The sequence below is a fragment of the Pseudomonas sp. 05N433 genome (assembly GCF_056396925.1).
Genome location: NZ_JBFTML010000032.1, coordinates 56,951 through 83,100 on the forward strand (window position 1 = coordinate 56,951; position 26,150 = coordinate 83,100).

Here is a 26,150-nt window from a genome sequence, read left to right on the forward strand (position 1 = left end):
ACGTTCATCGAAGCACCGCTTTCAGCTGTGGATTCAACCGGCCAAAACAGACATCCCGTTACAACCCCTCTTGGGCAGCAGCTGCCTCTGCATGGGCATCGAGGCAGCTATCCATACTTACGACCTAAGCTTGGAGCAGGTTGTAGATCTTGACGTCCGGATCGACGTCAGCCTCGTAGTCCACCCCTTCGATCCCGAAACCGAAGAGACGCAGGAACTCCGCCTTGTAACCGACAAAATCAGTAAGTTCATAAAGGTTGTCATTGCTGACCTGATCCCATAGTTGCTTGACCCGATCCTGGACTTCGGGAGCCAGCTCCTTGTAGTCCGCGCGCAGGCGACCCTCTTGATCCATAACTGGAGAATGGCCGTACAAGCTGTCTTTGTAGAGCGCGTAGACCTGCTCGACGCATCCCTCGTGTGTGCCCTGCTCCTTCATGACTTTGAACAACAATGACAGATACAGCGGCATGATCGGGATAGCTGAACTTGCCTGGGTAACCACCGCTTTCAATACCGAGACCCGCGCGTCGCCTCCCAGAACAGCCAACCGTTCACGGATACCAAGGACTTTCTGATCCAGGTCCTTCTTGGCCGCACCAATGGAGCCGTTCCAGTAGATGTCATGAGTCAGCTTTTCGCCCAGATAAGTGAACGCGGTCGTTTTCGCCCCATCAGCCAGAACACCCGCTTCGTGCAAGGCATCGATCCACATCTGCCAATCTTCGCCGCCCATCACGGCCACCGTGCCATCGATTTCGCTTTGGATCGCGGGTTGTAGCGTGGTGTCCTTGACCACTTCCTTATCAGTATCCAGGCCCCGCAAGGTCACGGCCTTGTCGAGCGGCTTGAGGGTAGAACTGAGTACTTCACCCGTCTTGGGGTGTGTCCGGCGCGGTGCGGCAAGACTGTAAACAACCAGGTCGACCTTCCCGAAGTCGCGCTTGATAACGTCGATAGTCTTCTGTTTGATCTCATCGGAAAAAGCATCGCCGTTGATGCTCTTGGCGTAGAGGCCGTCGGACTCGGCAAACGTGTGAAAGGCCGCTGTGTTGTACCAGCCGGCGGTGCCGAGCTTGCCCTCATCGCCTTCACGTTCGAAAAACACACCGAGAGTGCTGGCGCCACAACCAAAAGCTGCCGTTATACGCGCAGCAAGTCCGTATCCGGTCGATGCACCAATCACCAGTACGTTCTTTGGCCCCCCGGTGATCAATCCTTTCGTAGTAACGTAATCGATCTGATTCTTGACGTTGGCTTCGCAGCCAGTGGGGTGGGTAGTCACACAGACAAAGCCGCGAACGCGCGGTTTAATGATCATAAAAGATCTCCCTCTTCCAGGATGAGAGCCAACCTTGGCTACGAAGTTATAGACGCCTGGATAGCTGGAACGTCACGATGAAGGATCTGCAGCGATTGGTACCTCGCCAAGCAATGCTTGAACAAATCCTTCCTACTGGTCATATAGCATTGGCGACCTAGAGCCTGGCAAGAGACTGCAACGGTCTAGTCTCGACCGTTGGGTGGTCAGACGTCCGTCTGTTCCGCCATTTCCAGGGCGTCATCGACCTCGATCCCCAAGTATCTAACGGTACATTCAAGCTTCGTACGGCCAAGCAGGAGTTGCACTGCTCTCAGGTTCTTCGTCCTGCGATAGATTAGCGATACCTTAGTTCTCCGTAGCGTGTGGTTACCGTACATGGTTGGAATGTCCTGCATCGGCAGCCTCTCTACGAAAGTCGTTAGGTTCAGCGGTTGTTACGGAGTGCCCATTGGCTCGCGCAAATGGACGGAATCCGTGTGTCAGTCCGCACTTGGCCGTTTTTGACTATCTATCGCCACCGGCAGCTTTGGGTCGAAAACAGTCAGTTCAATCAAGAATGGGACGAAGGAAACTGCGCTCGTAGCTCAGGATGAATTTTTGCTCGGTAGCCTGCGTCACCAATTGAACGCACTCAGGATCTACTCCGGCCTCCCTACGGTACTGCTCATAATCTGCCAGGCTGGAAAAGCTGAATATACAGTAAGCGATATTGTTGGCGCCTTCGGCTGGTAGAAAGTAGCCGTGGTGGTTCCCTCCCATACGGTTCACCACACGAATCCAATGGCGAGAATAGCTTTCGAAAGCCGGGATCTGGTAGGGATCGATTACATACCTGACGTGGCAAGTGATCACTGGATCATTCCTTTGAAAATGGGGAAAACACTATTCTACACATGCCATAAGCTGAGTCGTCGATGGCAGCATTGGGTCGATAACTGCCACTTGCATCTCTCATAGTGTGCACACGAAGATTCTCGACCAACCAAAACGGTTTCACACCGAATCAAGGACGATGCATGAAACAAGTCGAAATTCATCAGATCACGCACCTGCCGCCACAGATTCTAGCCTTGGAAAAAGAGGCAGTTGGAGAGGGTTTCAGGTTTCTCACTCGGCTGATTGCCGAATGGCACTCCGGAGCGAATCGCTTCGATGCACCCGGAGAATGTCTTATGGCGGCGTATTTCACCCAGCAACTGATAGGTATCGGAGGCCTTTCAGTTGATCCATATGGCGAGACTAATACGGCAAGGCTGCGACGGGTTTACGTAGCAGCTTCTTCAAGGGGGCAACACGTGGGTCAAACGCTAGTAAAAGCGCTGGTCGCACATGCCACTCTTCGCTTTCAGAACGTACGTCTTTCCACCGATACGTCTGAAGGAGACGCGTTTTACCTGCACTGCGGTTTCATGCGAACAGAGGATGTCCATGCTACTCATATCATGCTGCTAGGCGACGCCTGATTCAGGCAGCTATCGGCCGATTCTGTTGAAAAAGTCGGCCATGGTTTGCGTATCAGAAAAGTACGCGTCCGAGATTGAAATCTTTACTTTTTGCAGTGGCTTCCGGACTCAGATTTCACGTAGCAGCGTGCAAAAAAGGTGTTTTCACCAGTCAATGATCAGGCACCTATAGTAGTTATACGCTTGCAAGGAATCGCAATGATCACCGTCTATGGAATTGACTACAATTTAAATGCCAAAAAAGCACAGATGTCCGATGTGCTACATAATTGCATGACTACCGTTCTTGGGTTACCCGAAGACAAGCGTGCTCACCGTTTCGTCCCGCTAGATAAAACTAATTTCTATTACCCCGGCGGCAGATCTGAAAAATACACAGTAATCGAAATAAGCATGATTTCTGGGCGAACGGAAGAAACAAAAAAGAAGCTCATRAAGCAAATATTTACAGACTTTGAGCGAAACTTGGCTATAAATCCGGTTGACGTTGAAATCACAATATTTGAGCAACCAAGTCATTGCTGGGGATTCCGAGGGATCACAGGCGATGAGGCAACCTTGAGTTACAGGGTTAACGTATAACAAGCGGTTCAAGCCGTTCGCTTCGCTCTCTGGGACCGCGTACCGCGGTTCCTTGATTTATTTTCTCGACTCAAATCATCCACTTTTTGGCCGGTTTAGGTCTTCCGGGAACGGCTGCTATTCAATCGGCCAAAAGCGAACACTTGGGCACGCGCGACCATATCCGCTACCGGGAAACTCCCATTTCCCCGGCCGCTCGGCCATCAACCAAAGCCTGGATCTCTGCGAAGACACCCGAAGCAAGGCTGGCCGGGACGCCCCAATAATCAAATATCCCGCCCTCATCTCTGTTTTGGCCGCAAGTGACGAAAACGCCAGTTCCAAAATGCCGCTTCAGACGCATCGCCAACCAGCCCACGAATCCGCTGTTGTCTACGTTTTCAGGGAAATGGAAACGGAAGACGCCGAACAGTTCTCGCTCGATGTCGTCGCAAGGGACCAGTTGACTCCATACCTTGTCGTCTCGAACGAGCGCCAGTGCGTCGGGATATGCCGCACCAGGAAACGATGACAAGGGAAACTCCAAAAACGTATATGTGCCAGGAAAGAACCGGACGCGCGCCTGAGAGGTCACGTGCAGCAGTCGGCGCTCGGTATCCGCTGCCGTTTCATGCGATATGTTCACCAATTCATAATCTCCGCTCTACGAAGCGCAAGGCGCTATTACTTTGATTGACCAGAGGCATGATGAACAGCAAGATCTTGAAGATAAATGCTCAAGATTTAATAACATTGACAACTAAAGGTTGTAGATATGGACAAGCTGAAAAGCATGGCAGCGTTCGTGGCGGCAGCCGAATCAGACTCGTTCTCGGCAGCCGCTGCCTTGTTAGGCGTGACCCCGCAATTGATTGCCAAACAGGTCGGCAATCTGGAATCTGAGCTAGGCCTCAAATTGATCACGCGAACCACTCGCCGTCAAAGCTTGACTGCCGTGGGCAGGGAATATTACTCACGCTGCAAAGCCATTCTGAGCGACGTTGATGACGCCGATGCTCTGGCCTTGGCAGCGAACTCAACACCGCGAGGAAAAATAAGGATCAGTGCGCCGTATAATTATGGCTCTCATCGACTGATCCCGTTCCTCACCCAATACCTGACGCGTTACCCCGAAACGGAAATCGAGTTGGAGTTGACGGACAGGTTCGTGAATGTCGTGGAAGAAGGCTACGAAGTCGTCTTCCGGCTGGGAAAACCTCAGCTGGCCGACAGTGCAGCTCTGGTTCAACGCGGTTTGAAACCTTTCAGGATGTTAGCCTGCGCATCCCCCGCTTATCTCTCGCGCAAAGGGGTCCCGCTCCATCCTGAGCAGCTCGTGGACCATGACTGTCTGGGCTACCTGTTTTCCGATCGAATGACAGACAAGCTCTGGCGATTCACTAAAGATATGCAGACGTTCACGATCCCCATTGCGAGTCGACTGAAAGTAAACAACACCATGGCCAAGGTGAACGCCGCATTGTCGGGTTTCGGTATTACGCTCTGCGTCGAGGACGTGCTGACGCCCTACGTGCGACGAGGTGAGTTGGTCGTACTTTTTGAGAACTTCGAAGGCCCCATCTACCCTGTCAACCTGATCTACCCCGCCGACCGTCGCCCTTCAGCAAAGCTCCGACACTTCGTGGATGAGGTCATCCAAAGCTTGGGTTGACCGCAGCAAGAGCTGATTGCACACAGCTTGAGCAAGCGTGCCAGTCGATGGATGGCGAGCACTGCGTGATCATGGATGTGGAACCCACACCGGCTCATCGAACCCCAGAAGTCGAGAGCACCAAGACGATGATCGATCGGGTCGAAGTGCAGTTCGACATCAAGCCAGAGCGCCTCATTGGCRACACCGCTTACGGTACTGCGCCGATGCTGGCCTGGATGGTGGAGAAAAAAGACATCGAGCCGCATATGCCGGTGTGGGACAAAACTGAGCGCAAGAACGACAGCTTTTCGAGTAACGATTTCCACTGGAATGAAGAGGCCGAGGAATACCGCTGCCCGGCCGGCAACGTATTACGCAGCGAATGGCGAGTCTTCAAGACGAGCGTTCGCACGTCACCAAAGCCAACACCATCATCTTCCGATCCAGGCAGACCGACTGCGCGACATGCCTGCTGAAAGCCAAGTGCTGTCCGAACACCTCGATTCGCAAGATTGCTCGCAGCGTCCATGAAGCCGCTCGTGATGTGGCTAGGCGCATTGCAGCAACGCCGGAGTACGTGCGCTCTCACCATGAGCGCAAGAAGGTCGAAATGCTGTTTGCCCGCTTCAAGCGCATCCTGAAACTGGATCGCCTGCGACTACGGGGCATGAGTGGTGCGGCCGACGAATTCACGCTGGCCGTCGCAGTGCAGAACCGGCTATCGATCCTGCACGCAATGATGGCAATATGACTCATCTTGGAGAAAGTAACATTCGGCGCGAGGCGAAGCCGGATGTCATGCGCATAGGGATAAGGAATATGGTTTCGATTCAGGTGGATGGTGAGGACAAGACCGCAAAGATCAGCGACTGGGCGATTCGCTGGAGCGACAAGTACGAAGCCCTGGAACTGACCTGTCACTTCCCCTCCAAGAAAAAATACACCCGTGCGCTCAGTAACTGCCAAGTTTCGCCCACCCGCGAGTTGACCAATGTATTGCTGCACAAGCCCGGCAGCACGATCGTCACGCCCATTGCCAAAGCTACGATTTACGGCGAGCGATATGCCGTCGTGCACTACCCGGGCGCCGAAAAGCCCTATGTCTACAAGATGGACGGTATCGGCTTTACCGCCCCGACATCGATGAAGGAAACGCCGGTCTTCCGCTATTTCACTCTCGTGGCGAATGCCCGACAGGATCACGCTGAGTCGAAAACTGATCGTGAAATTGCCGACAATGTGGTGCGCCAGCTCGGAAAACTGCCCGCCATCGCTGGCACTGCCCTGCAAGCCTATTGTACGGGGCGAAACGGCACGCTGGCGCCGGGTCAGGGGCTCATCTATCCGTTCGGGCTTAACGAGAGTCAGCTTCAGGCGGTCGAGCGGGCGTTCAGCGCGCAAATCAGCGTGATCGAAGGCCCGCCAGGGACCGGCAAGACCCAGACGATCCTCAACATCCTCGCCAATATTCTGTTACGTGGGCAGACGGTAGCGGTGCTGTCCAACAACAATGCTGCCGTGGAAAACGTCTACGAAAAGCTGGAGAAATACGGCCTGGGCTACTTGGTCRCCAAGCTTGGCAACCAGGACAAACGTGAGGCCTTCTTTGCCGATCTGCCTGCTTGGCCATCAAACGCGCCCGAGCCGGCACCATCCCTAGATGAAATCCAGGCCTTGCTGACCCGCTTGAAGCAGCACCTGCAAGACCACAACAGGGCGGCACAACTGCAAATCGAGCTGGACGAGCTGGTCATCGAGCGGCGCTACCTGCAGCAGTGGCAGGCAGAAAGCGATGTACAGGCCACAGTCTCGCTCGACAAGTACGGCCTGACACCGCGCAAGACTGCGGACCTCATGGCCTACCTGGCGTACCTCGGCGAGCAGCGCATTCATCTCAAAGACCGTATCGAGCTTCTGTTCAAATTCAGAATCTTTCGCACCAAGCCATTCACCGAGGGCGAGGCGCGCATGGCCGTTTTCCATGCACTGCAGATGCATTACTACGACAAGTCGCTACGGGACAAGGAAGCGGAGCTGCGGGCGTGCCGTGAATCGTTGGCACGCGCGAATTTCACGGCCCTGCTGAAAGAACTGACAACAGCATCGATGCACCATCTCAAGCAGCATCTGCAACTTCAGGTACCGCCGTCGGACAGCTTTGATGTCAAAACTTACCGCAGGCATTTCGATGTCTTCTTGCAGCGCTTCCCTATCCTGGGCAGCGGCACGCACTCCATCGTCAATTCGATCGCGCCGGGAGCGGTCCTCGACTACGTGATCATCGACGAAGCCTCTTTGCAGGACATCGTGCCGGGCATCCTGCCACTGGGCTGCGCAAAGAACCTGATCGTCGTCGGAGACAACCGCCAGTTGCCGCATATCCCTGTGGCACTGGGGCTTCAAGCGCCCGCCGAAGTCTACGATTGCGAGCACTACAGCCTGCTGGATTCGTGCATTGCCGTGTTTCAGGACACGCTGCCCAGAACCCTGCTGAAAGAACATTACCGCTGCCACCCCAGGATCATCCAGTTCTGCAACCAGCAGTTCTACGACAACGCACTGGTGCCGATGACCGAGGACAAGGGCGAAGCCCCCCTGCGCCTGGTGGTGACAGCCAAGGGCAACCACGCCAGGAAGAACACCAACCTTCGGGAATTGGACTCCCTGCTGAAGGTGCTTGGGGACGAGGGGCCGCCCGTCGGTATGGACGGCGAAGGCCGCGGTTACATCGCCCCGTTCCGGGCGCAAGTCAACCTTTCCGACACGCACTTGCCGACGGATTTCGTCAAGGACACCGTGCACAAGTTTCAGGGGCGCGAATGCGACGAGATCGTCTTCTCCACCGTGCTGGACAAGAAGCGCTACAACCAGGCGCGAACACGCCTGGATTTCGTCGACGACCCACGCATGATCAACGTGGCAGTTTCGCGGGCCAAACATCGCTTCACCCTGGTGACTGGCGACGAGGTGTTCACTGACAACAATGGCCACATCGCCGCGCTGATTCGCTACATCAGCTATTACGCGCAGGACGATCAGATCGTACGCGCGCCGGTGGTGTCGGCATTCGACTTGCTGTACCGCGAGTACGACCAGTCTCTGGCACGCTTGGACGCCCGCCTGCGGCCCGAGGATTCACGCTACAAGTCCGAGCAGATCGTGGCACAGTTGCTGCGTGAAGCGCTGTCAGCCCCGGCGTGCCAGGCATTGAAGTACCACACACAGATCCAGCTGGATAAGCTTGCATCGCCGGGTAGCCTCGACTGGACGGAGCCCCAGCGGGCGTTCATGAGGCGCGCCAGTTGCGATTTCGTGATCTATTTCAAAGTGGGTAAAAAACCGATAGGGGTGATCGAGGTTGATGGCGGGTACCATGACCGACCCGTGCAGGCAGCTCGGGACGCCATGAAAAATGAGATTTTGGCTAGAAGTGGCATTCCTRTTCTGCGGCTGCGGACAGTTGAGAGTGACATTGAGCGGAGAGTTGGCGACTTTATCGGGCAGTGGGCTAGTCCTACGCATGGCGCATAAGCACTGGGTCAGAGGTCGTCAGTCGTTGATGGTAGCAATCGACCCGAAGCTGCCTGTAGCCAAGCCGCAAGCTAGCCGATCGAAGGGTTACCGAAAGTATTCGCGACTCCTGTGGGAGCGGGCTTACCGGAGTGCCGCACCACCGCGAACACGGGCGAAGCCCTTGCCATCCAACACGATGCCAGAGACAGCATTTTGCATGTAAGGATCAGGCTTGGTCAGTAATCGCTTCAGGGATCGGGTCGAAAGCAGCCGCTGGCGAGGGACCGCTTTCGACCCGGGCTGTGTAAAAACGTTTTAGAGCAGGTTTGAAGGTTCGAATCGGAACGAAAACCGCGTTCCTACGCAAATTTCAGGACCACTGATCTGCCAATCACGGTCAGATTTTACGTAGCGACACAGACTTCAAAACGAGGCCTGCGTTTTTACACAGCCTGGACCCATAGCGGACACTCCAGCAGCCAGTCAGATGTGTCTACGAGACCAGAGGGCCATTCAACTTACTGGAAATTGTCTGCCCCCGACCTAGGCAACCTCATTGCGCACTTGACGGCAACTCTTATCCGGTATGGCGTGGCTTACAACCTCCTAACATCAGGCATTAGGTACTTTAAGGTCGAACAACAGCTCATCGGTTGCGCGATCAAAATGGTCGGTAAGGAAATCCAGCAATACACGCACGCGGGGAATCCGGTAACGATTGCCGTGTAATACCGCGTAGACGCCGGCCTCTCGGACACAAAAGTCAGGTAACAGGACCTTCAGTCGTCCAGCACGGATATCGGCTGCCGCATCCCAAATGGTCTTGCGTGCGATGCCATGTCCAGCCAACGCCCATGCGCGCGCGAGGGCGCCGTCGTTGGTTTCCCATGCCTGGCTCATGGGAACGGTGTGGTTCCATTCCTGACCATCCACCACAAAGTGAAAGGTGTTCAATGGACCTGCAGACGTCACCAGCACGATGAACTTGTGGCTAGGCAAGTCAGTAGGGGTTTGGGGTTCACCGTATCGCGCCAGATAATCAGGCGAAGCGCACAGTACTCGCCAGTTGGGAGCCAACTGCCTGGCGATCATCGAGCTGTCATGGGGCTGTCCAAACCGGATTGCCAGATCGACATCGTCCTGCACCAGATTTGACACCGAGTCCGACAACGTCAGTGCGACGTACAGTTCCGGGTGCAATGTACTGAATGTCTCAAGCCAGTCATTTAAAAGATTGCGGCCAAAATCGGCGGATGCGGATATCCGGACCTTGCCACGCACCTCTGTTTGACTGGCTTGAAGCCCAGCTTCCGCCTCATCGATAGCCCGCAATGCGACCCAGCATTGCTGCAAATAAAACCGACCTTCTTCCGTGAGGCGCAACTGGCGCGTTGTGCGATCAAACAACTTGGTGCGCAGCGCCGCCTCAAGCTTGATAAGTCGCGCGCTGGCCGCGGCCGGCGACAGCGCCAGTTTGCGCCCTGCGGCAGACAAGCTGCCGAGTGCTGCCGCTTCGACAAACAAACGCATGTCGCCCAATCGGTCAGTAGCCATATTCAATTCAAATTTGATGGTTCATCAAATGGTAGACCAATTATCAAATCCGTAGCAATTCATCACACTCACGTCTCCCATTCCTCTGAGCACAGGTCATGACCAGCAAATCGCAATTTGAAAATGGCTCTTTCACGACATCGGGCAATACCGAATACCTCACTACTGGGCGTCTCCCATTGGCGGCCCTGTTGGCGCTGACAATGGGGAGCTTTATCGCCACCGCCAACGAAACGGTGCCAGCAGGACTTTTGCCGCAAATCGCCGAGGCATTTGGTGTGTCGCAAGCGTGGGCTGGTCAGATGGTGACCCTATGTGCGCTGGGCTCAGGGTTAGCGGCTATTCCATTGACTCTCGCGTTGCAGGGCTGGCGTCGGCGCTTGGTGCTATTACTGGCTGTCGGGGTGTTTTGCGCCTGTAATGCGGTGACCGCCCTGTCGCCCTGGTTTTCATTGACGCTGGCTGCCCGCTTCGTGGTGGGTATCGCAACCGGTCTGGCCTGGAGCCTGCTGGCCGGCTATGCCAGACGATTGGTCGCCCCACAGCAGCACGGTCGCGCAATGGCGCTGGCCATGCTCGGCATCCCTTTGGCACTTGCCCTAGGCGTACCGCTAGGTGCCTGGCTCGGCAAGCTGCTGGGATGGCGTTGTGTGTTCGGGACTCTCTCAGGACTCAGCCTTTTGCTGATGGCCTGGATATATCTGAAAGTGCCTGATTATCCCGGACAACGCTCCGATCGACGCTTGCCGCTACGCAGGGTCCTGCAAACCCCGGGCGTGCGGCCCGTGCTGGCGGTGGTCATGCTCTGGATCCTGGCTCACTACACCCTCTATACCTATATTGCTGCGTTCCTGGCTTCTGTTGGATTGGCCGATCAGATAGATCGGGGCCTCCTTTCATTCGGTATTGCGGCCTTGTTCGGTCTATGGATGATCGGCACGCTGATTGATGACAGGCTTCGGAGTCTGGTACTGCTCAGCCTGACAGCATTCATCCTGGTTTCGTTTGCCCTGGGCCTGGGTGACCTGCCCGTCAGTGCGATCTATATCGGCATCGTCCTGTGGGGGATGAGCTTCGGTGGTGCGCCAACCTTATTGCAAACCTCCTTGGCTGATGTTGCCAGTGACGGCGCTGATATTGCGCAATCAATGTTGGTGACCGTCTTCAATCTGGCGTTTGCAGGAAGTGGTGTGATCGGCGGCATTTTCCTGGAAACATGGGGGGCAGGTGCTATTCCCTGGGTAGCGCTGGCATTGTTGCTACCAGCGCTGTTGATTGTTTCGATAGCCAAGGGGCATGCTTTCAGGCGTTAACTACTGCCGAGGAGTTGAGGATTTATCAACCCTAAGAGGGTGGGCAGAGGTGATCATTGAGGCTTCATTTGATTTGGCCTTGATACACCCTTGGTTTAAGGGCGATCCCTTCAATGAGCCTCCGTAGTTGTGCTCGCGATCRCCCTCGTGATGAGCAAGTGACCGATCTCTACCTATAAACGCGGTCAGCTGCTGGTCGATTTCTATCCGCGAAAGGCTGTTTCTGGTGGCTTTCTGCCTATCACGACTGACGGAGATCGACCCGTTTTCTGCCTTTCAGCATAGGCAGCTATGGCTCAGCATCAAACCGCACAAATCTTCTAAACGTTCTTTTCAAAAGCGCGGTAATTTAGTCGCCCGCACAGTTCAAAGCTGAACCATACCTCTGGAGCCTTCCGTGGATAAACGCAACTGGATTGAGCTGTCCCAGGATGCCGATACCGGGATTGAATCGATTCGTGCCCATTTTCAGGGGCATGCCTACGATCCGCACTGGCATGACAGTTTTCTGGTGGGGGTCACCGAACAGGGGGTGCAGCAGTTCAATTGCCGACGCGTTCGCCATCTTAGTACGCCGGGCAAGGTATTCATGCTGGAGCCGGGGGAAATCCACGATGGGCATGCGCCGACCGAGGAAGGGTTTACCTATTCCATGCTCTACCTCGATCCGCACTGGCTTGAACGGGAGTTGCATGCGTTGTTCGAGCACGCGCCAGCCGATAGTCAGCCGGGCTTTGCCGACACCCTGAGCCAGGATCCGGGCCTGGCCACTGCCATTTATCAAGCCTTCCACGTGCTCCATGAGGGTGACTTGCGCATCGTGCGCCAGAGCGCCATCGATACCTTGTTGGGGGCGCTCACTTGCCACCTTGATTGGCGCAAGCGGCAGGCCTTTGATCCGCGTCTGCCGTTGGTGGCCCAGGTTGCGCGTGACTATCTGCATGCCCATGTCTACGAGGACATCGGGTTGGATGATCTGGCTCAAGCCTGTGGTGTTGATCGCTTTCGCTTGACGCGGGCCTTCAAGGCAGCCTTTGGGCTGGCGCCTCATGCTTATCTGATCCAGCTGCGTCTGGCCAAGGCGCGGCAGCTACTGGCGCGGGGCGAGTCGCCGGCGCAGGTGGCCAGTGCTCTCGGGTTCTCYGATCAAAGCCATATGGGGCGCTGGTTCCGCCGTGCCTACCAGCTCACGCCAGCGGACTACCGCAAGCGCTGCTCAAACCTTCCAGACTGAATCCCGCTGACCCGCGACCATGGCCTCCTATCTGATCAAGGAGTCCATGCCATGTCTTTTTCGCTGTTCCTTTCTGCGCCTTCGATGTGTCCTCAGGGAGTCTGAGCCATGGAATCGTTGTTGCCTTTCCTGCTGTTTGCGTTCGTTGCCTCGATCACCCCGGGGCCGACCAATATTCTGGTGCTGAGCCACAGTTCGCGGTGGGGGCTAGGTGCCACGCTACCCCTCATTTTTGGCGCATGCGTGGCGGCGGCGCTGATTGTGTTTGCCGTCGGGCTCGGCGTGGGCGAGACGCTGCTGCGGTTTCCGCGAGTGCAGCAGGCGATGGCCTGGGCCGGGGTGTTCTGGTTGAGTTGGCTGGCCTGGCAGATCTTTCAAAGCGCGCCGCCGTCCCTGAACCCGACTACCCCGCGCGACGAGGGCCTGAGTGTGTTCGGTGCCGCCACCCTGCAATTGCTCAACCCCAAAGTCTGGATGATGGCGGTGGCGGTGGTGAGCGTGTTTGCCGGTGGCGGCGACAAGACCATGCGGCTGGTGTTGTTGTCGCTGGTGTTCCTGTTGGTCTCTTTGCCGTGCATGACTCTGTGGGCGTTGCTCGGCGTGGGTAGTGCTCGGTTTTTTGGTTCGCCACAGGCGTTCAAACGCGTGAACCATGCACTGGCTTTTTTGCTGCTGGTGTCGGCCTGGTTGACCGTGCTGGTGTAGGTCGAACATGCCTGGGCAGGGCGCTTTAATCAGCAGCCAGACCCCGCCAAGCTTAGGGTGATGATGAAGGCCTGTATGGAGAAATAGGCAGGCAGAATGCGTATTACCAGGCCGACTATAGTCTCGATTGTCCAGTAACGTTCTGGTTCTGACCGTTTAACTTGCTCTAAATCATTCTTACACAGCTTCGGCCGATTTCTGCCGTTCGTTAAGGGCAGAAATCGACCAGTAGCAATCGCATTCGACAGGTGAACGTCTGAGCGCCTCGCTCAGATATGCAGCCAAGCCAGCGAACCCAGCATGACGCCAACACCCGCGGCCCCAAACGAGAGCCGCTTGAGCCATTCCTTACGCGTCAGCAAGGTAATGGCCGCCAGTGAAATTGCTATTTGAATCGCTGTCATTGCCTGGGCCCAGCGGTGATGCTGATGCAACGCCTGCTCTGACTTCTCGTCCCACTCCCTTGCCCGTTGTTCGAATGCTTCAGCCTTCTTGCGCGCCTCCTCCTTCTGTTCCCCGTACCGCCGCGCCTCAGCAACATAATGGGCGGAGTCCAGCCCTGGGAGATGGCTTGCCAGATCCGACAGGTTCTGCCGGCTGGACTTGGCCTGGTAATAATTCCACTCGTTGGCGGCTTCGGTTTTCTGGATAGCGGCGTTGTTTTTGTCCATGGCCGCCTCATTCTCCGTTGAGCCGGCCTGATAGCTCATCAGAGCGCCGACGGTCGCCATGATGGCTGTCATCACCGCAATCTTGCTGGCAAAGCTGTCGCCTTGTGCATGCGCATGATGGGTGGTGTGCTCAATGTGTTGCTCGTGTGGGCTGGGGACTTCGAACTCTTCAGGCATGGGTGTCGATCTTGGAGGTGTTAGTGGAGATGGACAGCATTATGAATTGTCCCTGATTCTTTGGACACAATTGACTGGCAGCCAGTGGTCCAAAGTGTGTAAAAAGCCACTGATCTCGATAACGCTGTGCAAGACTCTTATTTCGATGGACGTTGAGGTCACAAACGACCTTAGCTCTTAGTACATCTCACCCGTGACGATCACCGTCCACAGGACTCGCGAGGAAGCACATGATCGATGGTTCCGCCGTTTTGACAGTCTTTTTGGTCTACTTGGCCGGCGTCGTTATCCCCGGGCCAAATTTCGTTGCGGTGGTCCATAAAGCGGTGGCTGCTACGCGGTCAGAAGCTCTGGCTTTGGTCGCGGGCATCGTACTGGTCAACTTGTTCTGGTCCACCTGTGCAATTGCAGGTCTCGGGGTTGTATTTGCTGCGCTCCCTTGGGCTGCGCTTGTTGTAAAGGTTCTGGGCGCCGCCTACCTGATGTGGTTCGGATTCCGACTGCTGATCAACGCAGGGAAGAATGCGCTTGGCCCGCTAAATGATGCCATCGCCGGCAGTTGCCGGCAGTCCTTCATTCAGGGTGTGGTTACCAATATTGGCAACCCCAAGTCCATGGCTTTCTATGCCGCTGTCTTTTCAGCCGCAGCCCCCGCCCACGTTTCGCCAGGCACGTTTTTGTCGATGCTGGCAGTTGTCGTGGTGGTTTCAATGACCTGGTATGGAATGGTCGCAATCGCTCTTTCGCAATCCAAGATCGCTGCCGGGTACCAAGGGAGGAAAAAAGCAATTGATCGACTGTGCGGTGGGTTGATTTTGTCTTTGGGGATTCGCCAACTGGTTTAGCAATCCTCTCCTTTATCCGAGAAGAAGGAGACACACTTCGCGATGTCTTCCCCGCTCCCCTCCCCGGCTGCGTACAGTTCTTCTCGATGGGTCAGGGCCTGGAGCCCGCGTCCATTTCGCAGGCCCGCGTCAGTGCTTGCGTATCGATATACTCCCGGATGTTCGTCAGCTTTCCATTTCGCACGGTAATGGCGAAGACCCAATCGTCCTCCCACGTTTTATTCGTGGCTTTGATTCTCCCCTTGGCGAAGCCGACGACCAGAACCCGGTCACCCTGCGCCACGTATTCGTGGAACTCCATGACAGAGGTTTCCGTCTTTTCGGAAGCCTTCTGAAGCAGATCTTCCAATCCCGCGTGCCCGCGATGCGTGCCAGCCAGCGGCCAGTCCTCGCCCGGAATGATCCATTCAATATCTTCGGAAGTCAGCGCCGTTAGACCTCGCCTATCGCTGCGGCCCATTGCAGTAAAGAAGTCCTTAACAACCTGAACATTCTTTTGTGTGTTCATCAAAATCTCTCCGCTTCTCTCGCATCTGCTCGCGTCCGTTCTAATCAGATACCTTGTGGACCTGCCGGTGAGGGGCGTGGTGTCGGAGACTCAGCCGATATCGACTTTCAAGGCGATGTCCCAAGTGCCGGCGCCGTTTTTCGCCAGGCCGATCATCATCAGGCCGAGCGCCTCGAGCGTCTGGGCCATGTGCAGGCCACCAACATCTAACGGACGCAGCCCGAGACTTTCGATGAACGTCGAGACGCGTGCCTTGGTCTGCGGATCGTCGGCGGCGATGAACGCATCGAGGGGGCCTCCCTTGGCAAGGACGTGGCCGAAAAGGGTGTTGAATGCCTTCACGACATGCGCGCTGGCGGGGGCGATCCTGGCGATCTCCTGCGCACCAGAACTGCCGGCGGGAGAGACGAGACCCGTGAGGTCCGGCGAGGCCGTGTTGGTGATGTCGATGATCACCTTGCCGTCGAGCGCGTCCCCGTAATCGGCCACCACCGAGGCCGCACCGGTGTAAGGCACGGCGAGGATGACGATGTCGCCGGCGGGCGCGGCCCCATAGGTTCCTGTGGTCGCTCCCGCTGCGAGCTTGTCGACCAGCGCCTGCGCCTTGGCGGGGTCGCGGCTGACCACCTCGACGGTGTGTCCAGCTTTGACGGCACGACCGGCGATGGCCGCAGCCATGCCTCCTGAACCGATGATGCTGATAGTGCTCATGTGTAATCTCCAAATGAGTTGGGGTATTGCCCGCAATCTCTGAACGGGCTTCCCCCGGTTGGTATCCCGTGTTGTGCCGGGCTCGTTGCGACCCGGCGAACAGCCTCAGCTCACTCAGGCGGCAGGGAAGTAATGGCCATTGTCCATATCGGCAAACAGGCCCGGCTGCATTGGTGTCCAGCCGAGCATCCGGCGCGTGATATCGCTCGACGCCGGGGTATCCAGCGTCACCAAGTTCGCGAGGAAGCCGAAGAAACCCGGCCCCATCATTACGTCCGCAGGAATGGGCACGACGGGAAGGTTCAGACGGCTGCCAATGGCCTGCGCGATCTCGCGGTACGGGATAGCCCCTTCGGCAACCGCATGCCAGGATCTGCCAGCGGGCCCCTTCTCCAGCGCCAGGCGGAACAGGGTAGCGAGGTCGCGGGCATGCACTGCCGCCCACCGGTTGGAGCCGTCGCCGGGGAAGCCAACGACGCCCTTTTCCTTTGCTTGCCCGATGAGGACCTGAAGGAAACCGGCCTTGTCGGTTGAGCTGTGCATGATTTCAGAAATGCGCACGACCGAAGACCGTACGCCCCGCTCTGCGAGACCGATTACAGTCAGCTCCACGATGTTACGAACCCGCAGGGAGCCCTTATATTGATCGCCAGCCGGAGAAAGAGCCGGATCTTCCTCGGTCGCCGGTCGGCTCTGGAGCGGCCCAGGAACCGGCCAACCCTCGTTAGTCGGCGAACCGATGCTGCCCGACACGACCAGCGGCTTTCCCGTTCCAGCCAGTGCATCACCGTATGCGAGCATGATCTGGACCTCCGCTGCGGCAACAGCGTCGATCCCGCCGACCGGAAGCAGGTCTTGTCGGTGCGCGACGTGGATTACGCCGTCGGCGGCTGCAGCCGCCTCCTTGAGCCCCTCGAGATCATCGAGATCACCGCGACGCACCTTTGCGCCGAGCGCAGTGATCGCCTCCGCCGCGCTGTCTGACCGGGCCAAAGCGGTGACCTCGTGACCGGCAGCGATGAGGTCGGAGATGATGTATGGACCGGAATGGCCGGTCCCGCCAGTTACGAAAACGCGCATGTTGGTGATCCTTGTAAGTGGGATAAAAAATGGTGCTGCGGGTGCGGTCAGCCGAGAAGGCTGACGCCGATTGAGAAGTGCGTGTGCTTGACGGAGTGGGCAATGAGGCCCAGCGAAAGCAGGCAGGCGTGCTCCAACGTTCGCGCCATGAGTAACGGCCCGGTGTCCATCGGGCGTAATCCGAGGCTCTCGATGAATGCCGAGACGCGTGCCTTCGCCTGCGCGTCGTCTCCAGCGATGAACACGTCCAACGGGTGGCCCTCGACAGGAGCGGCAGCCAGGACGTGGGAGAAATGGGTGTTGAACGCCTTGATGACTTCGGCGTCGGCTGGGGCTGCTTTGGCGATTTCCTGCGCGCCGAAACTATTCTCAGGAGTCACAAAGCTTGTGAAGTCGGGGGCGACGGGGTTGGTGATGTCGACAAGAAGCTTGCCTGCCAACTCTTCGCCGTACTGCTTCACCACGTCGAGAACGACTGAATAGGGAACCGCCAGAATGACAATATCCCCGGCCGGCGCGGCGCCGAACGTTCCTGTCGTCGCGCCGGCTCCGATCTGCTCGGCCAGCGCCCGCGCCTTGATGGCGTCACGACTCATCACCTCGACGGTGTGTCCGGCTTGGGCGGCAAGGCCGCCGATCGCTGCGGCCATGCCACCTGAGCCGATGATGCTGATAGTGCTCATGCGCAGTTTCCTTGCAGGTATGGGGGTTGATCATTCCATGGCTGCTGGTGCGATCCGGCGAACTCATTCAACGTGCGATCCATGCTGGTCGTTTTACTTGCAAATAGCAAGTGATCTATGGAATTTTACTTGCGACATGCAAGCGATGCTAAGATCCAGCCATGAAGACAACTCTTAAAGAAGACTTTCGATCCCATTGCGCGGTGAACTACGGCGTGGAGATTTTCGGCGACCGGTGGTCGCTCTTGATCATTCGCGACATCGTTTTTGTTGGAAAGAAGACGTATGGCCAGTTTCTGAAATCGGAAGAGGGAATCGCGACCAATGTTCTTGCTTCCCGACTTGCCTTTCTTGAGGAGCAAGGCGTTCTCTCGAAGGCGCCCAGCCCCGACGACAGACGCAAGGACTTTTACACGTTGACCGAGAAGGGCCTGGACCTCATTCCCATCGTGATCAACATTGTGCTCTGGAGCGCGAAGCATGATTCGAAGTCGTACGTGCGGCGCCACGAGGACTTAGTTGCTCGATTAAGTCAAAACCCCATGCAGGTGAGCGAGGAAGTGAAGGCGCTGGTCCGCAATGGCGGGTGCCTCTTTCCTGAGAGCGGGGGATGAACAAAGCGGCGAACGCGCCCTGTCACGGCGCGCAAATGAGTTGGTATCGGTTCCGATGACTCAGGTCCGAGGGCTCGCGACCATTTCCGAGGCCCGCGACAATGCTTGCGTGTCGACGTACTCCCGGATGTTCGTCAGCTTGCCATTGCGAACAGTGATGGCGAAGACAAAATGGTCCTCAAACGTCCTGTTCGTGGCTTTGACTTTCCAAGTTGTGGCCAGGACCGCATCAACATTTACGATCGCGATTCATCAGCCGAACTTGACCAAGTCCTTGAAGATCAGTTGACCCCAGCTATTTCCGCGCGCCTGCACAAGCAGTCCACCTTCCGAAAGCCCACCCAGTTTGATCGGCGAGAAACCGAGATTTTCTGCAAGCGCACCCACTTCCGTTGCGGCGCCGTCATCGTCGCTCGCCAGGAACACGACTCTCCTGCCACCCTGTACGGCCGGATCCTGGCCAAGGACGGCAGCGCCCAAATGATTGAAGCCCTTGACCAGTCGTCCACCAGTAAAGGCCTGCGCGACGACTCTGGAAGATGGCTCTCCTCCCAGTTCTTCAGGGGACACGCCGTAGGCATTGGTCACATCGATGATGGTCTTCCCCTTCCAGGTCGGCAACGCCTTAGCGACATCCGGGTGCGACTCGAAACGGACAGCCAGAAAGACGATGTCCGCCTTGACCGCGTCCGCCAGTTTTTTGGGAATGATCTGAGGTCCGATCGCTGCTGCGACGGATGCAAAGCTTTCTGGGGCGCGCGTGGTTGCAACGGCTACTTCGATGCCGTTGCGGGCAAACGCCTTGGCCAGGGCCTGGCCGATATTGCCGAAACCGATGATTGCGTAGCTCATATATTCTCCTCAGGTTTACCACCCCCGGCGGCGCCAAATAGCGGGCCGGGCGTGGCGAGTCAGATTTGCGCCAGGCCGCCGTCGACGGCGACCTCGCTGGCGGTCATGAAGCTGCTGTCCTGCGACGCGAGAAAGGCAGCCACCGCTCCGATCTCCGCTGGATCGGCCATGCGCTGGAGCGGATTCATCGAGGCGAAGACCTTCATGCCCTCCTCGCCTAGCGCGGCCTTCGCGAGTTCGGTCGCCGTCGGCCCGGGCGACAGCACGTTTACCCGGATGCCAGTGCCCTTCAAGTCCTCCGCCCAGGTCCGCGCGAGGTTGCGCACTGCCGCCTTGCTCGCGCTGTAGACGCTGAATGCCGGGGCGCCCGTGGTGCCGGCGCTCGACCCGGTCAGGATGATCGAACCGCCCTGGCCCATCAGCGGCAGCGCCTTCTGGACCGTGAAGATCGTCCCCTTCACATTGGTTTCGAAGGTTTCGTCAATGTGCTCGGCAGTGAGCTTGCCGAGCGGAAGCGGGCCTCCCGCCCCGGCATTGGCGAAAACGATGTCGAGGGTTCCGCGCTCGGCCTTCACCGCCGCGTAGAGTCGGTCGAGGTCGGCCTCATCGGAGACCGAGCCCTTCACCGCGCGGGCATTGGGCCCAAGTTCGGCCACAGCGGCGTCAAGCGCTTCCTGCCGGCGGCCAAAGATGAAGACGAAGGCGCCCTCCTCGATGAAGCGTTTTGCAGCGGCGAGGCCGATGCCCGTAGCGCCACCGGTGATCACAGCGGTCTTTCCATTCAGTCTGGTCATGTCGTACATCCTTCCTAAGCGTTGTATGGAAGCAGGGAGCCGCTTGCTTGAGAACGACTATGCGGATCTAATAACCTAACGACAAGTATGCACTTTTAGGTAAGTACCCAATATGACCACACCTTCTGAAACCTGCGACCCCGGCTCCGGGCTCAACGCCACGCTGCGCATCATCTCGGGCAAGTGGAAACCGCTGGTCCTGTTTTTCCTGCGCGACGGCCCAAAGCGCTATGGCGAACTCAAGCGTTTGATCCCTGGCGTCAGTGACAAGGTGCTGATCCAGCAATTGAAGGATTTGGAGGCCGATCACGTGCTGGCGCGGACCGACTACAAGGAAGTGCCGCCGCGCGTGGATTACACGCTGACCCCGCTCGGTCGCAGCCTGGCTGACGCGATCATCCCGCTGTGCACCTGGGGAACCGAGAACATGGCGGAAGTGGCAAGCATCTTCGCCAAGCGCGACACGCTGCCCTAGCGGGATGTGGCTCGGCATATTGCAGCGACACCGGAGTACATGCGCTCTCGCCACGAACGCAAGAATCTTGAAATGTTGTTTGCCCACCTCAAGCGCATCTTGAAAGTGGATCGTTTACGACTACGTGGCATGAGTGGCGCGAYCGATGAGTTCACGCTGGCCGCCGCAGTGCAGAACCTGCGCCAGCTGGCCAAACTTTTACCGCAAGGGCCACCGGTCACGGGATAGGTGCGCCTGCACCAAGTAATAAATCTCAAATTGACCCAATCCACTAGATAACAAACCTCAAAGAAGCCGAACAATGAGGTCGTCGGCTATTTAAGCCGCGGTGCCCTAGAACTTTTCTCTTTTTATCGGTCTATGTGGACAGGCACATCTTCGGTAAGCGCGACCTCGCAGGCTTCCCGCAGTCAGATGGCCACACGTCCATTGTCAATCAGAGGTTGTCTTCGCTCATGAAATTCCATGACCCACGGATGGTGCTCTTCGGCCTGTTCGCGTTCGCGGCAATGGGCTCCGCATCAGCAACACAAATGAAGACCTCAACCCCTGTTTTCGCAACTGAAATGGCAGCCGTTCAGGCTCCGGTCGAGGCCGCCGGTAACCCTTGGCCAACCTTGGCCAGTACGGCCGGCAAACAGCCAGGCCCCTTGCTGGCCCATGACGACCGATACTGGCATGACGGCCGTTGGCACGATCGTAGAGACGATTGGCGCCGAGACGAATGGCGTAGAGAACAGTGGCGCAGAGAGCAAGCCCGTCGAGAAGCTGAACGCCATCGTTATTGGGAGCGCCACGATGATCGGCCCATGCGGCACCGCTACGAGGACGATCACCGCTACTATCGTCGCTAGTCTGGGAATAGAGTCGATGACGCCTTGGGAATGGCGGAACAGACGGAAGTCTGACAATTGATGTGACGCGACGGTCGAAGCTGGACCGTCGCCGACCCGCCAGAAGACACTCAGAAACTCATCCGTGTACCAGATAGGCTCCCAACGGAACCCGATGCCGTAGCTTCTTGCATTTGCCCGGTGGGGGCTGATGCCCGGGCGGGCGATCAGGAAACCAGATTCGGCATTTACCCGGAGGCGGCCAATGGCCGCGGGGAATCTCAACTCCATCGTACGCGGGCGCTGGCTCGGCGGAAGCCGATTGCAACTCTCCTTCGGGCATTGCGCGAGCGAAGTTGCCAGCATCGCGCCCAGTATCCGGAGCGGTTTGTTCAGCAGCGGCCATTTCTGCTTCGCGGAGCCTTTGGGCCTCCTCTTCAAGCCCCTTCTGTACTGCGACCTGGTCCTCTTTGGCGTTGGGTGAGGTGCTCGATGCGGTGGCCTGCTGCGCCGCCTGGATCAATTGGAAGTTGCGGTTGCGTAACGCTACGTTGCTACCAACTCTCATGTTCGAGCGCACCGCCAACGTTTCAGCCTGTTGGTACTGCCCCTGCTGAAGACGCAACACACCGAGATAATGCAGCGTCGCGGGATTGTTCGGCTGGATATGCAGAGCACGCTCCAGCGTGGCAGCGGCTTGGTCCAACTGGCCATCTCCATACTGCCGCGATGCGGTTTCGATCAGGGTGGTTGATGCGCTGTTGCTTTGCGAGGGCGCCCTTCGCTCGGCAGCAACCGAACAAAGCGACGTGACGGCGCAGAACGCCAGGAGGAGGCTCGGCAGAGAAATCTTGGTTGGCATCAGGGGGCGGACTCAGCTGATCTCGGACGGCACTGTCGTAAAACAGGCCACCAGCACTGCTCGGCATCTGCGACACAGGGCCCCCATTGACCTGGCCTGTACCCTGAAGTTCCCGCCGCAACGGCCATTGCGGACGGAGTGGAATTCGCAGGCCGCCGCACCGGTATCAATTTTTACCTGAAATTTTAAGCTGGTATCATTCAAGCGAGCTGCAGCAGTTCCCGCACCACGAGTTTACAAACTTGCTTCTTTGTAGGATGACTGAAGAAACTCTGCTATCAGCGATGTGATCTGCTGCTGAATCACCCCACGTGAGCGACCGCCGTCGCCATCCAGGCAAATGATGCCATCGCCTGGTACATCGTCTTCGAGCAGTTTCTGCGCGCCAGGTTTGCACATCGACAAGAAGCTGAAATGGCTTGCGTCGCTGATTTCGACGTAACGGCTTGTCGCCGCAGGCAAGCGTTTGGCCAGGTTGGCAGACTCCAACTCAGCAGGAAGCTCGCGCGACGGTACACCGGCAGCGATCACCAGCGTTGGTACCGGCAGCGCCGCCAGGCTTTCATCGGTCAGGCCCCGTGAAAGGCCCAGGTCCAATGTGACCACAGCAGAGACGCGTTTATCGCGCAAATCGGCGGCCAACGCGGTCTTTGATTTTGAGGTGCTTGAAGGGTTTATCGTTTCGTAGACGGTGCAACTCGCTAACTGCGGGTGGGCTTTGCAGTCAAGGGCGAAGCGGTCTGGATCGAAACGAGCACCGGCGATCTCCAGGGCGGTCCAGCCGCCGAGTGAATGGCCCACTGCTGCAATTCGGTCATTGGCGACCAAGCCGAATTTTTCTGGTTGASTCGTGACCGCATCTATGGCTCGGCGTAAATCAACCGGGCGCTGCCATAACTGCGCCGCAGCTTGAGGGCTACGGTCATGAGTGGTGGTGCCAGGGTGATTGATTGCCGCGACGATGTACCCCCTATGAGCCAGAGCACTGGCAAGCCAGATCTGGTTGCTCCAGTTCCCCCTGTACCCGTGGGAGAGCACCAGCAATGGATGCTTGCCAGCAGCGGGTGGCGCGTTACGAACGGCAGAAGCACCGACAAACACCGCATCATCGCCGATCAATTGCGTGGCGGCGCTAGTTGCACTGGGGTACCAAACGACCATCTCCAGTGAGCGGTCACTGTGTGAGTCCGCCAGTGTGGAAGATTGGAAGCCGACAGGGTTCTCGTCAGCGAGTGCGAGAGTAGTCAGGCAGGTCAACAACAGGGCGCCAAAAGCTATTTTCAATGTCGTTTCTTCCTTGATTGGACAAGTGCACAGCAACCTGAATCCGCCGTCAGGCGCGTCCACCTTCGTACGGAGTCGAAGCTAACGTGGCTGCATAGTGAGCACGGACATTAAAGCCCACAATCGAATCCACGGGCATAAACTTTCGCGGTCTTTTAGAGAGAAGGCTGAACGTCCGCTTTCCCGCGGGTCTTGCCTAGTGGAAGGCAGTCACCACCCGCTAAGCATCCTGCAATTTCTCACGCAGAAACTCGATGAACCGTTGGGCTTTCGCCGGTAACAGTCGCGTCTCGGTGAGGGCATAAACCGAGACGGGCGGAGCCTGCCACAGCGGCAAGACTCTGCGCAGCGTGCCATCGGCGAGGTCTACCTGTGGGAGCAGCGCACCGCCGCTCCCACAGGGATGAGTCGCTACATCTCAACCTGCGTACCCAGCTCAATCACACGATTGAGCGGCAAATTGAAGTATTTGAGGTTGCTGTTGGCGTTCTTCAGCAAGAACGCGAACAGGGTCTCGCGCCAACGGGCCATGCCGATACGCTTGGTCGGGACGACCGTCTCGCGGCTGAGGAAATAGGTGGTGCGCATCGGACTGAAATCCAGCTCTTTCAAATGGCACAGGCTCAACGCCAGCGGCACATCGGGCTCCTCTATAAAGCCGAAGTGCAGACTGACCCGGAAGAACCCTTCGCCAAAAGACTCGATCTCGAACCGCTGATCCGCAGGCACCCGCGGGCGGTCTTCAGACACCACGGTGAGCAACACCACCTGCTCGTGCAGCACCTGGTTGTGCAACAGGTTGTGCAACAGCGCATGGGGAACTGCATCGGATCTGGCCGTCAGAAATACCGCGGTACCTTGCACACGATGGGGTGGTTGCGCGCGAATGCTGCTGATGAACAACGGCAGCGGCAGAGCGGTTTCGTCCAGTCGCTCGACAATGATCTTGCGGCCGCGCTTCCAGGTGGTCATCAAAATGAACAGGGCAATACCGGCGATTACCGGGAACGCACCACCCTGGAAGATCTTCGATATGTTGGCGGCGAAGTACAGGCTGTCGACCACGAGAAAACCCAACAGCATCGGAATCGCCAGCCAGCGCGGTGTTTTCCACAGCAGCAGGACCACGGCCGAGGACAGGATGGTCGTGATCAACATGGTCCCCGTCACCGCCACGCCATACGCCGCCGCCAGCGCACTGGACGACTCGAAGCCGATGACCAGCAACACGACGCCGACCATCAGCGCCCAGTTCACGAGGCCGATGTAAATCTGCCCCTGCTCCTGACTGGAGGTGTGCTGGATAAACATACGCGGCACGTAACCCAGCTGAATGGCCTGGCGAGTCAGTGAGAACGCCCCGGAAATCACCGCCTGGGAGGCGATGATGGTGGCCAGTGTCGACAGCGCGACCATCGGCAGCAGCGCCCAGTCGGGTGCCAATAGATAGAATGGGTTGCGTACCGCATCCGGGTTCCCGAGGATCAACGCCCCCTGGCCAAAGTAATTGAGCACCAGGCCAGGCAGCACCAGCATGAACCAGGCACGGGCAATCGGTTTGCGACCGAAATGGCCCATGTCGGCATACAGCGCTTCAGCACCGGTCAATGCCAATACCACGGCGCCCAGAATGGCGATGCCAATGCCCGGATGAACCACGAAGAATCGCACCGCCCAAGCAGGATTGAGCGCTTGCAGCACTTCCGGGCGTTGCAGAATGCCGAATGTACCGAGAATGCCCAACACCACGAACCACAGCACCATGACCGGGCCGAACAGGATGCCGATACGCGCCGTGCCATGTTTCTGGATCAGGAACAGTGCTACCAGAACGATAACGGACAGCGGAACGACCCAATGCCCGATGCCCTCGAACGCAAGTTGCAGACCTTCAACCGCGGATAGCACCGAAATGGCCGGGGTGATCATACTGTCCCCGTAAAACAGTGCCGCGCCAAACAGCCCGAGCAACACCAGGTTCCGGCTCATTTTCGGATAAGGCGCCGAGGCCCGGCGTGCCAGTGCCGTCAAGGCCATGATGCCGCCCTCGCCCTGGTTGTTGGCGCGCAGGATAAACAGCACGTACTTGATCGAGACGACCCAGATCAGCGACCAGAAAATCAACGACAGAATGCCCAGTACACCGTCCTGATTGGCCTGGACGCCATAGTGGCCGGCGAACACTTCCTTGAGGGTGTAAAGCGGGCTGGTACCAATGTCCCCATAAACCACGCCGACCGCGGCGACGAGCAAGCCCACTCCTGATGTTTTGGCGTGGGAGTTTTCATGGGCGGGGATCGCTGTTTCGCTCACGGGTAGCTTCTCTGAGATTGAAGGAAATAAATGGCATGCCACCTTCGAGCAAGAGGGTTTGCGGGGCTACCGGGCAAACATTGGAACTCAGCCTTGAAACCCCACGGCTTGATAATGAGATTAGTCC

The 26,150-nt window shown here is 57.3% G+C and carries 25 protein-coding genes and 4 pseudogenes; 13 read left to right on the forward strand and 16 right to left on the reverse strand.

Features of this window, described 5'->3' with window-relative positions:
* Window positions 1–124 precede the first annotated feature (124 nt).
* From fabV to AC1DIS_RS17785, 3 genes and pseudogenes are all read right to left on the reverse strand, one after another.
* Window positions 125–1,321: an enoyl-ACP reductase FabV gene (gene fabV / locus AC1DIS_RS17775; RefSeq protein WP_086946197.1), complete on the reverse strand. Its 1,197-nt coding sequence runs from the start codon at window positions 1,319–1,321 to the stop codon at window positions 125–127.
* 206 nt (window positions 1,322–1,527) lie between these two features.
* Window positions 1,528–1,707 (reverse strand): annotated as a pseudogene (locus AC1DIS_RS17780) (integrase); the annotation flags it as partial.
* 163 nt (window positions 1,708–1,870) lie between these two features.
* Window positions 1,871–2,176: an NIPSNAP family protein gene (locus AC1DIS_RS17785; RefSeq protein WP_477744682.1), complete on the reverse strand. Its 306-nt coding sequence runs from the start codon at window positions 2,174–2,176 to the stop codon at window positions 1,871–1,873.
* A gap of 164 nt (window positions 2,177–2,340) precedes the next feature.
* Here AC1DIS_RS17785 and AC1DIS_RS17790 point away from each other — a divergent pair, with 164 nt between their 5' ends.
* Together AC1DIS_RS17790 and AC1DIS_RS17795 are read left to right on the forward strand one after the other, a co-directional pair.
* Window positions 2,341–2,787, forward strand: a complete 447-nt coding sequence (locus tag AC1DIS_RS17790; protein WP_086946194.1) for a GNAT family N-acetyltransferase — start codon at window positions 2,341–2,343, stop codon at window positions 2,785–2,787.
* A 198-nt stretch (window positions 2,788–2,985) separates the two neighbouring features.
* Window positions 2,986–3,369 carry a tautomerase family protein gene (locus AC1DIS_RS17795; protein WP_477780997.1) on the forward strand — a complete coding sequence of 128 codons (384 nt, stop codon included), beginning with the start codon at window positions 2,986–2,988 and terminating at the stop codon, window positions 3,367–3,369.
* A gap of 166 nt (window positions 3,370–3,535) precedes the next feature.
* Here AC1DIS_RS17795 and AC1DIS_RS17800 read toward each other — a convergent pair whose 3' ends face one another.
* The gene (locus AC1DIS_RS17800) at window positions 3,536–3,994 is read right to left on the reverse strand and encodes a DUF6196 family protein (RefSeq protein WP_230139439.1); all 459 of its coding nucleotides are present in this window, start codon (window positions 3,992–3,994) and stop codon (window positions 3,536–3,538) included.
* A 129-nt stretch (window positions 3,995–4,123) separates the two neighbouring features.
* Here AC1DIS_RS17800 and AC1DIS_RS17805 point away from each other — a divergent pair, with 129 nt between their 5' ends.
* From AC1DIS_RS17805 to AC1DIS_RS17815, 3 genes and pseudogenes are all read left to right on the forward strand, one after another.
* Window positions 4,124–5,020, forward strand: a complete 897-nt coding sequence (locus AC1DIS_RS17805; RefSeq protein ID WP_018930328.1) for a LysR family transcriptional regulator — start codon at window positions 4,124–4,126, stop codon at window positions 5,018–5,020.
* A 47-nt stretch (window positions 5,021–5,067) separates the two neighbouring features.
* Window positions 5,068–5,753: pseudogene (locus AC1DIS_RS17810) on the forward strand (transposase); the annotation flags it as partial.
* Between the two features lie 68 nt (window positions 5,754–5,821).
* Window positions 5,822–8,533: an AAA domain-containing protein gene (locus tag AC1DIS_RS17815; RefSeq protein ID WP_477780998.1), complete on the forward strand. Its 2,712-nt coding sequence runs from the start codon at window positions 5,822–5,824 to the stop codon at window positions 8,531–8,533.
* A 594-nt stretch (window positions 8,534–9,127) separates the two neighbouring features.
* Here AC1DIS_RS17815 and AC1DIS_RS17820 read toward each other — a convergent pair.
* Window positions 9,128–10,069, reverse strand: coding sequence for a LysR family transcriptional regulator (locus tag AC1DIS_RS17820; protein ID WP_064618400.1), 942 nt, complete (start codon window positions 10,067–10,069; stop codon window positions 9,128–9,130).
* Window positions 10,070–10,167: 98 nt separating this feature from the next.
* Between AC1DIS_RS17820 and AC1DIS_RS17825 the strand changes: the two genes are divergently transcribed.
* The 3 genes from AC1DIS_RS17825 (at window position 10,168) to AC1DIS_RS17835 (ending at window position 13,321) form a co-directional block, all read left to right on the forward strand.
* The gene (locus AC1DIS_RS17825; RefSeq protein WP_477744683.1) at window positions 10,168–11,382 is read left to right on the forward strand and encodes an MFS transporter; all 1,215 of its coding nucleotides are present in this window, start codon (window positions 10,168–10,170) and stop codon (window positions 11,380–11,382) included.
* 397 nt (window positions 11,383–11,779) lie between these two features.
* Entirely contained in the window at window positions 11,780–12,616 is an 837-nt protein-coding gene (locus AC1DIS_RS17830) for an AraC family transcriptional regulator (protein ID WP_064618396.1), read from the forward strand.
* 108 nt (window positions 12,617–12,724) lie between these two features.
* Window positions 12,725–13,321, forward strand: coding sequence for a LysE family translocator (locus AC1DIS_RS17835; protein ID WP_064618394.1), 597 nt, complete (start codon window positions 12,725–12,727; stop codon window positions 13,319–13,321).
* A 269-nt stretch (window positions 13,322–13,590) separates the two neighbouring features.
* Here the strand turns inward: AC1DIS_RS17835 and AC1DIS_RS17840 are convergent, their stop codons facing one another.
* Window positions 13,591–14,169, reverse strand: a complete 579-nt coding sequence (locus tag AC1DIS_RS17840; RefSeq protein ID WP_018930261.1) for a DUF4337 domain-containing protein — start codon at window positions 14,167–14,169, stop codon at window positions 13,591–13,593.
* A gap of 230 nt (window positions 14,170–14,399) precedes the next feature.
* On the opposite strand from AC1DIS_RS17840, the gene AC1DIS_RS17845 reads away from it, so the two are divergent.
* Window positions 14,400–15,014, forward strand: coding sequence for a LysE family translocator (locus AC1DIS_RS17845; protein ID WP_018930260.1), 615 nt, complete (start codon window positions 14,400–14,402; stop codon window positions 15,012–15,014).
* A 91-nt stretch (window positions 15,015–15,105) separates the two neighbouring features.
* Here AC1DIS_RS17845 and AC1DIS_RS17850 read toward each other — a convergent pair whose 3' ends face one another.
* The 4 genes from AC1DIS_RS17850 to AC1DIS_RS17865 form a co-directional block, all read right to left on the reverse strand.
* Entirely contained in the window at window positions 15,106–15,522 is a 417-nt protein-coding gene (locus AC1DIS_RS17850; RefSeq protein WP_477744633.1) for a nuclear transport factor 2 family protein, read from the reverse strand.
* Window positions 15,523–15,612: 90 nt separating this feature from the next.
* Window positions 15,613–16,233, reverse strand: a complete 621-nt coding sequence (locus AC1DIS_RS17855; RefSeq protein ID WP_477744634.1) for an NADPH-dependent F420 reductase — start codon at window positions 16,231–16,233, stop codon at window positions 15,613–15,615.
* Between the two features lie 114 nt (window positions 16,234–16,347).
* Window positions 16,348–17,313 carry an SDR family oxidoreductase gene (locus tag AC1DIS_RS17860; RefSeq protein WP_018930257.1) on the reverse strand — a complete coding sequence of 322 codons (966 nt, stop codon included), beginning with the start codon at window positions 17,311–17,313 and terminating at the stop codon, window positions 16,348–16,350.
* Window positions 17,314–17,360: 47 nt separating this feature from the next.
* Window positions 17,361–17,996 (reverse strand): NADPH-dependent F420 reductase, encoded by a 636-nt coding sequence (locus AC1DIS_RS17865; protein ID WP_477744635.1) that lies wholly within the window; start codon window positions 17,994–17,996, stop codon window positions 17,361–17,363.
* Window positions 17,997–18,157: 161 nt separating this feature from the next.
* On the opposite strand from AC1DIS_RS17865, the gene AC1DIS_RS17870 reads away from it, so the two are divergent.
* On the forward strand, window positions 18,158–18,610 hold the full coding sequence (locus tag AC1DIS_RS17870) for a winged helix-turn-helix transcriptional regulator (protein ID WP_018930255.1): 453 nt from the start codon (window positions 18,158–18,160) through the stop codon (window positions 18,608–18,610).
* 252 nt (window positions 18,611–18,862) lie between these two features.
* Here AC1DIS_RS17870 and AC1DIS_RS17875 read toward each other — a convergent pair whose 3' ends face one another.
* Window positions 18,863–19,462, reverse strand: coding sequence for an NADPH-dependent F420 reductase (locus tag AC1DIS_RS17875; RefSeq protein WP_064618415.1), 600 nt, complete (start codon window positions 19,460–19,462; stop codon window positions 18,863–18,865).
* A 59-nt stretch (window positions 19,463–19,521) separates the two neighbouring features.
* Window positions 19,522–20,256 carry an SDR family NAD(P)-dependent oxidoreductase gene (locus AC1DIS_RS17880; RefSeq protein WP_018930253.1) on the reverse strand — a complete coding sequence of 245 codons (735 nt, stop codon included), beginning with the start codon at window positions 20,254–20,256 and terminating at the stop codon, window positions 19,522–19,524.
* 112 nt (window positions 20,257–20,368) lie between these two features.
* Here AC1DIS_RS17880 and AC1DIS_RS17885 point away from each other — a divergent pair, with 112 nt between their 5' ends.
* The 3 genes and pseudogenes from AC1DIS_RS17885 to AC1DIS_RS17895 all read left to right on the forward strand — a co-directional run bounded on the left by AC1DIS_RS17885 (window position 20,369) and on the right by AC1DIS_RS17895 (window position 21,585).
* Window positions 20,369–20,731, forward strand: coding sequence for a winged helix-turn-helix transcriptional regulator (locus tag AC1DIS_RS17885; protein WP_477744636.1), 363 nt, complete (start codon window positions 20,369–20,371; stop codon window positions 20,729–20,731).
* Window positions 20,732–20,959: pseudogene (locus tag AC1DIS_RS17890) on the forward strand (transposase); the annotation flags it as partial.
* A 227-nt stretch (window positions 20,960–21,186) separates the two neighbouring features.
* Window positions 21,187–21,585, forward strand: coding sequence for a hypothetical protein (locus tag AC1DIS_RS17895; RefSeq protein ID WP_237229551.1), 399 nt, complete (start codon window positions 21,187–21,189; stop codon window positions 21,583–21,585).
* 118 nt (window positions 21,586–21,703) lie between these two features.
* Here the strand turns inward: AC1DIS_RS17895 and AC1DIS_RS17900 are convergent, their stop codons facing one another.
* The 4 genes and pseudogenes from AC1DIS_RS17900 to AC1DIS_RS17915 all read right to left on the reverse strand — a co-directional run bounded on the left by AC1DIS_RS17900 (window position 21,704) and on the right by AC1DIS_RS17915 (window position 26,023).
* Window positions 21,704–22,426, reverse strand: a complete 723-nt coding sequence (locus AC1DIS_RS17900) for a tetratricopeptide repeat protein (protein ID WP_477744637.1) — start codon at window positions 22,424–22,426, stop codon at window positions 21,704–21,706.
* A gap of 234 nt (window positions 22,427–22,660) precedes the next feature.
* Window positions 22,661–23,710, reverse strand: a complete 1,050-nt coding sequence (locus AC1DIS_RS17905) for an alpha/beta hydrolase family protein (RefSeq protein WP_477780999.1) — start codon at window positions 23,708–23,710, stop codon at window positions 22,661–22,663.
* A gap of 220 nt (window positions 23,711–23,930) precedes the next feature.
* Window positions 23,931–24,101: pseudogene (locus tag AC1DIS_RS17910) on the reverse strand (LysR family transcriptional regulator); the annotation flags it as partial.
* A 20-nt stretch (window positions 24,102–24,121) separates the two neighbouring features.
* A complete protein-coding gene (locus AC1DIS_RS17915) occupies window positions 24,122–26,023 on the reverse strand; it encodes a potassium transporter Kup (RefSeq protein ID WP_477744639.1) in 1,902 nt (633 codons plus the stop codon).
* Window positions 26,024–26,150 lie beyond the last annotated feature (127 nt).